This is a genomic window from Caballeronia sp. (genome assembly GCF_049581465.1).
Lineage (GTDB): Bacteria > Pseudomonadota > Gammaproteobacteria > Burkholderiales > Burkholderiaceae > Caballeronia.
In genome coordinates this window covers 1-7923 of the sequence record NZ_JBAUSA010000403.1, presented here as the reverse complement: position 1 = coordinate 7923, position 7923 = coordinate 1, and the positions used below count along the sequence as shown (strand labels likewise).

The window sequence follows — 7923 nt, the reverse complement described above, 5'->3', positions numbered from 1 at the left end:
CGCGGCTCCTCGCGTTCAACTGGATGCGCGTCCGACTAGTGCGCAACCGCTATCGAACGTTGTGAACGCTATGTAAGCGGCGGCGTCAAGGCGGCTCCCGGTCGACATCGCCCGGCCGTCGGGAGCTTTGACGCGCCGAACAAAACACTCCAAGAACCCAGCCAATGACCGATCGATTTTCTTCATCTTCCGCCGCAACAGTGGCTTGTCCGACAGTTTTACCGCTCTCGTCGATTCTTCCAGAAGAACCTTTGCTGATGATGGGAGCGGGTCCCGTTCCGATCCCGGACGCAGTGGCAAAGGCGAACGGCGTCGTCATCAACCATCTCGGGTCGACGATGGCTGCGGTTATCGGCCAGGTCAAGGCGATGGCCCGATACGTCTTCCAGACCGAGTCGAAATGGGTCATGGGCGTCGCCGGTCCCGGCTCGGCCGCGATGGAGATGGCCATTACCAACCTCGCGTGGAAGGACACGCGCGTGCTGTCCATTTGCAACGGCTTCTTCAGCGAACGCATGGCCGAGATGGCGAGGCGAACGGGCGCGCACGTCGAGACGTTGAAGGTGGAGAATCGCGAGGCCGCGGACACGCAGGCGATAGCCGATGCAATCGACCGGTTTCGTCCGGAGATAGTCACGATTGTCCACGGCGAGACGTCGAACACCGTATGGAATCGCAGTCTCCAATCGATTGCTTCGATCGCGCGCGCAGCGGGTGCGCTGGTTGTCGTCGATGCGGTCTGCACGCTAAGCACCATGCCGCTTCCCATGGATGGCTGGGGCATCGACGCCGTGATCACGGGCGGTCAGAAAGGCTTGTCGTCGATTCCCGGCGTTTCGTTGCTGGCATTTTCCGAGGCGGCCTGGGAACGTATCAAGACGCGTCCGGTGCCGCCTTCGCACTGGTGCCTCGACGCGACGCTGGCCGCAAATTTCTGGCACAACGCGTCCTACCATTACACGGCACCGGTTTCGGGCGTGCTTGCGTTACACGAGGCCTTGCGCCTTGTGTGCGCCGAGACGCTGGAGCGCCGGTTCGCGCGTCATTGGCGTTGTTCCGGCGCGTTGCAGGCCGGCATTGAAGCGCTATCGCTCAAGCTTTACGTTCCCAAAGCCAGCAGGCTTAACTCGGTGGTGGGCATCGAATTGCCGGAAGGCCTGAGCGGTTCCGACGTATGCGCCCATATCTCGCGTCATCATCATGTCGAGATTGCCGGTTCTTTTGGCGCGCCGATCGTGCGGATCGGTCAAATGGGCGAGCAGTGTCGCGAGCACCATCTTTTCCGAACCATCCATGCGCTGGGCCGGACGATGGTCGACCTGGGCGTGGGTGTGGATCTTCCTGCCGGCGTGGCTGCGCTGGAGCGGTATTTGTCGGCGAATTAATCCGGGCGGCCCGCGCTTTTCAACCGGGCGGCGCTGGGTTGTTGTCGGGTCGCTGCTAGGTCGTTGTTTAAGCGAATCACGGTTGGCTAGGCCTCAGACACGTCCACGCCTGAACGCGTGCATGCCGTATTTAAGTTATTGTTTGTTCGTGCGGGTAAAGTAGGCTTTCCGCACTCACTCAAGCATGCACAAGGCGGTTAACGCGTTCAAACGGGGTCATGGCCTATGAGGAACATCGTCAAGTCGGCTCGAATCGCGGTCAGCGGCTTAGTTACCCTATCCCTTTTCGTGCCAACGCTTGCGCATGCCGACACGCTCGATGCGCAAATGGATTGCAAGTCGGACGGGCACTCTTTCATTTCACCGCTGTTGGTCAGCGGAGAGATTGAAGTTAAGCCGATGCGGGTAGAACCAAACTCGATCAACGCGTTTCGCGTGAAGAAGGGCGTGCACCTGACGGCGTTCGATTACCGCGTGTATGCGGTAATCGGATATCAAAAGGATGATCCGCTCTTCCAGGTGGGCAATGGCCAACCGATCGCCGACTCGGCTTATGGTGTGATCGTTATCGGTCCGACGGAAGACGTGGAAGACCGCGTGCACCAGGCTGGCGGTACCGCGGTGGTGCATCGTGTGAATCCGCTGATCACCGCGATCATTTGCCAGCAGCAATGACGTTGGCTGGCTTTGCCAGTAAAGCGGATCCTGCCAGACTTGACGGCATACCCGAGCCGAGGGCAGGGACGGGCATTCTGATCGATTTTTATTCGGACCCGCCAGAGACCGTTAAAATGGGCTATTCGCTTTATAGCGGTGCCCCACCATTCTGTACGGACCCTCAAAATGAGCCTCAAAGACTTACTCGAACAGCATAAAGCGCTCGAACAGCAATTGCTTGTGGCGCGCCAGCGCGAGGCGGAAATTGTTCTTGCCGATATTGTGCGCACAATGAAGCAATATAAGATTTCGCTCGTGGAGTTGATGGGCAGCAAGGACAAGGTGGTAGACGACCGCAAGCCCGCTGCAGCGAAATACCGGGATCCGGAGACCGGCGCGACATGGAGTGGCAGGGGGCGCGCGCCGCATTGGATCATCGACCGGAACAGGGACGATTTTTTGATCGACGAATGAGGTTTGCGCTCGCTAAGGGCGCTGTAGCGGCAGGAGCGGCCGCTTACCTTCCGTGCTACCTGCAAGGTGTACGGCGGCATGTGACGGGGTTCAAAGCCTGTTCAAAGCGCTCGGACACCCACACCCTAACGCGCTCAAGCGTCCGCTTCGGTCACGCTTTCGAGCGCGGCCACAACGTCTGCGACCAGCCTTGTCCAATCGCCGCGGGCCGGTTGCCTGAACAACCGGGCGCGCGGATACCAGGCGCTGTCGGTGCGCTCCATGCCCCATCGCCAATCCGGGGTCCACGCGAGCATCAGCCAGACCGGCTTGCCGAGCGCGCCGGCCAGATGCGCGACGGCGGTATCGACGCAAATCACAAGATCGAGTTGTGCGATCAGTGCCGCGGTATCGGCAAAGGAATCGAGTTGCGGCGATACGTCCAGCAGGGGAAATTGCGCCAGCGCGACTCGGTCCTCCTCGCGCACCTCCTTCTGCAGCGAGACGAAGGTCGCATCGAGGTCAAACAACGCGCTCAGATCGCAGAGGCGCATCGACCGGTTGCGGTCGTTCACATGCGTGTTGCTGCCGCTCCATGCCACGCCGATTCGCGGATGCCGCTTGTCGAGCAATGGATTGAATGTGGCAGAGCGTGCAGCGTCGGCGAATAGATAGGGCACGGCGCCCGGAATAGCGGCGCGCGTTTTCAGGGCGTGGGGCAGGCTCAGGAGTGCACAGTGGTAGTCGAAGGGCGGTACCTCAGCGCTTGAGCCGATGACCGTGTCCACGCCTGGATAGGACCTCAAAAGGGGCAGCAAGGGATCCTGAACGCGCAGCACCAGCCGCACGCCGCGTGCCCTCAGCAGGTCGATATAGCGCACGAACTGCAGCGTATCGCCCATTCCCTGTTCAGCGTGCAGCAACAGGGTCTTGCCGGTGAGCGGCACGTCGCCGGACCAGACGCGATCGCCGAAATCGTGTTGCTGGCCGCCATCGCGCCAACGCCATTCATATTCACGCCAGCCGTGCTCGAACTCGCCGAGCAGCAAGTTGAGTTGCGCTCGATTCGTTCGTGCGCCCGCGTGATTCGGATCGATTTGAATCGCCTTCTTGAATACCTTGAGCGCTTCATCGAAGCGATGCAGATCACGTAGCGCAACGCCCAGGTTGACGTAGGCATCGACAGCATCTGGCTTCAACTCGATCGCGTGTTTATATGCCGCGATTTCCTCATCGAAGCGGCCTAGCAATCCGAGCGCGCGGCCCATGTTGTAGCGAATCTGCCAGGATGCCGGTTCCAGCACGCACGCGCGCTGGAACATCTCAAGCGCGCGTTCGTTCTTGCCGAGCGCGGTGAGCGACAGTGCTGCCGCATGCATCGACATCAGATTGCGCGGCGCTAGTGTGAGCACCTGTTCGAAGAGTTGCACGGACCGCTCATGGCGCCCCGCGGACTGATTGGATAATCCCGCGTCATGCAACCGGCTGACGGTGTCCGGCAAAGCATCCATAGCCCGGTCGAAGTAATCAGCCGCAAGCGCGTGATCGTGCTGGTTCGCCGCAATGTACGCGAGCCCTTCCAGCGCTTCGCCGTGCGAAGGATTCGTGTCGATGATTTCGCGCAGCAGCCTCTCAGCGTCACTTAGGCGACCTGCGCGGAAATGTTGCTCGGCTGCGTCGAGCAGCGAGGGGGCGGGCGCAGTCATAGGGTCGAGCGAGGGCAGCGAGTAAAGGAATTGTCCCTCGGAATTTTATCATCGCTCGCTGCAAGCACCCGCATCCAGACAAGCCAAGTCGGCAGCGAACGCAGTCCTATCAATCCCGAGCCAGAGCATGGCGCGCACTAAAGGCCAGCGCGAACCCGGCGGCCTGCCGCCCGACCCTTGCCAATTCATCGGTGACTTTCGGGTCGGAGCAGGTATCGACCGCATCGAACCGAGTTTCCAGCGTATTGACTGCGGCGCCAAAAGGCGTGGGCCACCCGCGCAGCGCATGAACAATCGACCGTAACGACGTCAATACCGCGCCCGATCCCTGCCATCCATAAGCCGTCACAACGCATCCGACCGCCCGCCCATCGAGGTAGGGCCGCTCATCGTTGCGCAACTCTTCCAGCGTATCCAGCGCATTCTTGACGAGGCCGGAGACGCCGCCGTGATAGCCCGGCGTGGCGATGATCACTGCATCGGCTTCGCGCACGGCCTCGATCAGTTGCAACTGCGCCTCCGAACGCTCGCTGTGCTCGGGCGCGTAGTGGGGAAGCGAATGCAGGAACGCCCCGCCAAACAATTGCGTGCGTGCGCCTTCGGATTCGGCTCCGAGAAGCGCGAGGCGAAGCGCCCGTTCGGTGGAGGATGCCGGGCGGGTAGTGCCGCCGATGCCCACTACAAGGGGCCGGCGAAATTCGAGGCTCTTCAACGTAAATTACTCCCTGGATTGCTGCATGCATGAAATGTCGGGCGCCAGCGGACCGCGACATGTCGATCATCTTGCGTATCTTATCGAGCGGAGCTGCCGGCTGGAAACGAGCTTTGCTTGTATCGATATGAGATTAAGGCATTTTGCCCCGAACCCGTCGAACTCGCTCGAACCTGTCGCGAGTGCAACGAGTGCGCACGGACAGGCTTTATGCACAAATTGCCCTGCGCGAAGCCGAATTCATTATTAGGGCCGGCGCACACGTTACGTTAGACTTTCGGATTCACGAACAACGGATGACGACGGCGGGCTGCCCGGGCGACCAAGCTCCACGGGAAGCCGGCCGTTTTTTGCATATATGATCGAAATACGCAATCTTTCGCAACGTTTCGCCGGGCCGCGAGGCTGGATCGAAGCGTTGCACAACGTCAATCTGCTGATACCGCCAGGCGAAGTGTTCGGCATCATCGGCCGCAGTGGCGCAGGAAAAAGTACGCTGGTCCGCACCATCAATCTTCTCACGCGTCCGAGCGAAGGAAGCGTGATAGTAGATGGCCGCGACCTCACCACGCTCGCTACCGCCGACTTGCGCGCGGCACGTCGCGACATCGGCATGATCTTCCAGCACTTCAATTTGCTGTCGTCGCGGACCGTGTTCGACAACGTCGCGTTGCCGCTTGAACTGGCCGGCATGAAGCGGCGCGAGATCGAGGCGAGCGTGCTGCCGTTGCTCGACCTGGTGGGCCTGACCACGCAGAAGGATCGCTATCCGGCGCAAATCAGCGGTGGCCAGAAGCAGCGCGTGGGTATCGCGCGGGCGTTGGCGAGCAAGCCGAAAGTGCTTCTCTCCGACGAAGCCACGTCCGCACTCGATCCTGAAACCACGCGCTCGATCCTTGATCTCCTGCGCAAGATCAACAAGGATCTCGGCCTGACGATCGTGCTGATCACGCACCAGATGGACGTGATCAAGCAGGTTTGCGATCGCGTAGCAGTACTCGATGCAGGTCGTGTCGTAGAGCAGGGAAATGTGGTCGATGTGTTCATGCAGCCCCATCATGAAGTCACGCGCGCGTTGATCGGCGACGTGATCGCGCATGAATTGCCGCCCGCACTGAAACTGCGCGTGGCCGAGCGGCTCAAGACAGGCAACGGTCATTTGTTGCGCCTGGCGTTCACGGGTTCCGGCGTCGACCAGCCGATTCTCTCGGAGACCATTCGCCGTTTCGAACTCGATTTCAACATCCTGCACGGCCAGATCGACGAGATCCAGGGGCAGGCGTTCGGATCGCTTGCAGTGCTCGCAGCCGGCCTGCCGGCAAACGTAGCTGAGGCCATCGCTTATTTGCGCGAACAAGGCGTGGTGGTAGAGGAGATGTCCCATGTTGAGTGAAATGTTCGATATGTTTGTCCAGTCGTTCTGGGAAACGCTCGTCATGGTGGGTATTTCGGGCTTCATCGGCGCCGCGCTCGGTCTGCCGCTCGGCGTGCTGCTCTATCTCACCGATCGCGATGGCGTGCTGCGAAACCTCGGCATGAACCGGGTGATCGGCGGCATTGTGAACGCAGTGCGATCGACGCCCTTTATCATTTTGCTGGTTGCGGTGATTCCGTTCACGCGGTTGGTGGTCGGGTCGTCGATTGGCACAATGGCTGCTGTCGTGCCGCTGACCATTGCGGCCGCACCGTTCGTTGCGCGTCTTGTGGAAACGGCGTTGCGCGAGGTCGATCGCGGCTTGATCGAGGCGGCGCAAGCCATGGGCGCGACCACGCGCCAGATCGTTTGGAAGGTGCTGTTGCCGGAAGCTTTGCCGGGTGTGATTGCGGGGCTGACCATCACGTTCGTCTCACTCGTGGGCTACTCGGCGATGGCGGGAGCGATCGGCGGCGGTGGTCTGGGCGATCTTGGCATCCGCTATGGGTATCAGCGCTTCCTGCCGGAAGTGATGCTGACTGTCGTCGTGATCCTGATTGTGTTCGTGCAGCTCGTACAGTCGTTTGGTGATTGGCTCGTGCGACGTTTGAGCCATAAATAATTTTTTCAATAAGGGTTGGTCAATGCAACGTCGAATCATTCTTAAACTAGCGGCCGTGTTCGGCGCTGCCGCACTCGTTACCAATCTGGCTTATGCGGGCGATTCGATCAAGGTCGGGGTGACGGGCGGTCCGCATGCGCAGATCATGGAAATCGTGAAGCAAGTGGCGGCCACGAACGGGCTGGACATCAAGATTATTGAGTTCTCCGATTATGTGCAGCCGAACGCGGCGCTGGCGTCTGGCGATCTCGACGCTAACAGTTATCAGCATGCGCCGTATCTCGATGCGCAAGTCAAGGATCGCGGCTACAAGCTGATCAAGATTGCGGAAACGGTGACGTTCCCCATGGGTATTTACTCGAAGAAGATCAAGTCGCTTGCGCAATTGCCGGATGGCGCGCGTATTGCCGTGCCAAACGATCCGACCAATGGCGGTCGCGCGCTCTTGTTGCTGCAGAAGAACGGCTTGCTGAAGTTGCGCGCTGACGCGGGTCTTAAGGCGACGCCGCTTGATATCGTCGATAACCCGAAGAAGCTGAAGATCGTGGAGCTTGATGCGGCTCAGATTCCGCGCTCGCTAAGCGATGTCGACGCCGCCGCGATCAACACGAACTTTGCGATGGAGGCGGGGCTCAAGCCGAAGCAGGATGCGATCGCCATTGAGGATCCGCATGGTCCGTACGCGAATATCATCGCCATTCGCGCGGTCGATAAGGACAAACCGTGGGTCGCGAAGCTGGTTGCCGCGTATCACTCGGCGCAGGTGAAGCAGTTTATTGAGGGGAAGTATGCGGGGGCTGTGACTGCTGCATGGTGAAGGGGTGCGCGGTTGGGGCGCGCGGGGTTTGGGGGCGGTGATGGTGATGGTGATGGTGCTGCTCGCGGCGAGTGTGGGGATAGCATTGAGTCCTTCTGCTAGCGTGGTCGTTCTGCTTAAGTCGGATTTTCTTGCTTATTACTGTTAGCCCCTATCC

Annotated in this window: 8 protein-coding genes; 6 read left to right on the top strand and 2 right to left on the bottom strand. The window is 60.1% G+C overall.

Annotation, left to right across the window (positions count from 1 at the left end):
• Positions 1 to 164 precede the first annotated feature (164 nt).
• From WCA53_RS10130 to WCA53_RS10120, 3 genes are all read left to right on the top strand, one after another.
• Positions 165 to 1385, top strand: a complete 1221-nt coding sequence (locus tag WCA53_RS10130) for a pyridoxal-phosphate-dependent aminotransferase family protein (protein WP_423908662.1) — start codon at positions 165 to 167, stop codon at positions 1383 to 1385.
• A gap of 399 nt (positions 1386 to 1784) precedes the next feature.
• Entirely contained in the window at positions 1785 to 2060 is a 276-nt protein-coding gene (locus WCA53_RS10125) for a hypothetical protein (RefSeq protein WP_423908660.1), read from the top strand.
• Between the two features lie 168 nt (positions 2061 to 2228).
• Entirely contained in the window at positions 2229 to 2516 is a 288-nt protein-coding gene (locus WCA53_RS10120; protein ID WP_423908658.1) for an H-NS family nucleoid-associated regulatory protein, read from the top strand.
• 134 nt (positions 2517 to 2650) lie between these two features.
• Here WCA53_RS10120 and WCA53_RS10115 read toward each other — a convergent pair whose 3' ends face one another.
• Together WCA53_RS10115 and WCA53_RS10110 are read right to left on the bottom strand one after the other, a co-directional pair.
• Positions 2651 to 4201, bottom strand: coding sequence for a tetratricopeptide repeat protein (locus WCA53_RS10115; protein WP_423908655.1), 1551 nt, complete (start codon positions 4199 to 4201; stop codon positions 2651 to 2653).
• Between the two features lie 109 nt (positions 4202 to 4310).
• The gene (locus WCA53_RS10110) at positions 4311 to 4913 is read right to left on the bottom strand and encodes an NADPH-dependent FMN reductase (protein ID WP_423908651.1); all 603 of its coding nucleotides are present in this window, start codon (positions 4911 to 4913) and stop codon (positions 4311 to 4313) included.
• Positions 4914 to 5271: 358 nt separating this feature from the next.
• Between WCA53_RS10110 and WCA53_RS10105 the strand changes: the two genes are divergently transcribed.
• Genes WCA53_RS10105 through WCA53_RS10095 form a run of 3 tightly spaced genes read left to right on the top strand, consistent with a single transcriptional unit; the run spans position 5272 to position 7766 of the window.
• Entirely contained in the window at positions 5272 to 6306 is a 1035-nt protein-coding gene (locus WCA53_RS10105) for a methionine ABC transporter ATP-binding protein (RefSeq protein WP_423908649.1), read from the top strand.
• Positions 6296 to 6949 (top strand): methionine ABC transporter permease, encoded by a 654-nt coding sequence (locus WCA53_RS10100; RefSeq protein ID WP_423908647.1) that lies wholly within the window; start codon positions 6296 to 6298, stop codon positions 6947 to 6949. The genes WCA53_RS10105 and WCA53_RS10100 overlap by 11 nt, the downstream gene beginning before the upstream one ends.
• 22 nt (positions 6950 to 6971) lie before the next feature.
• A complete protein-coding gene (locus WCA53_RS10095; protein ID WP_423908645.1) occupies positions 6972 to 7766 on the top strand; it encodes a MetQ/NlpA family ABC transporter substrate-binding protein in 795 nt (264 codons plus the stop codon).
• Positions 7767 to 7923: the final 157 nt, after the last annotated feature.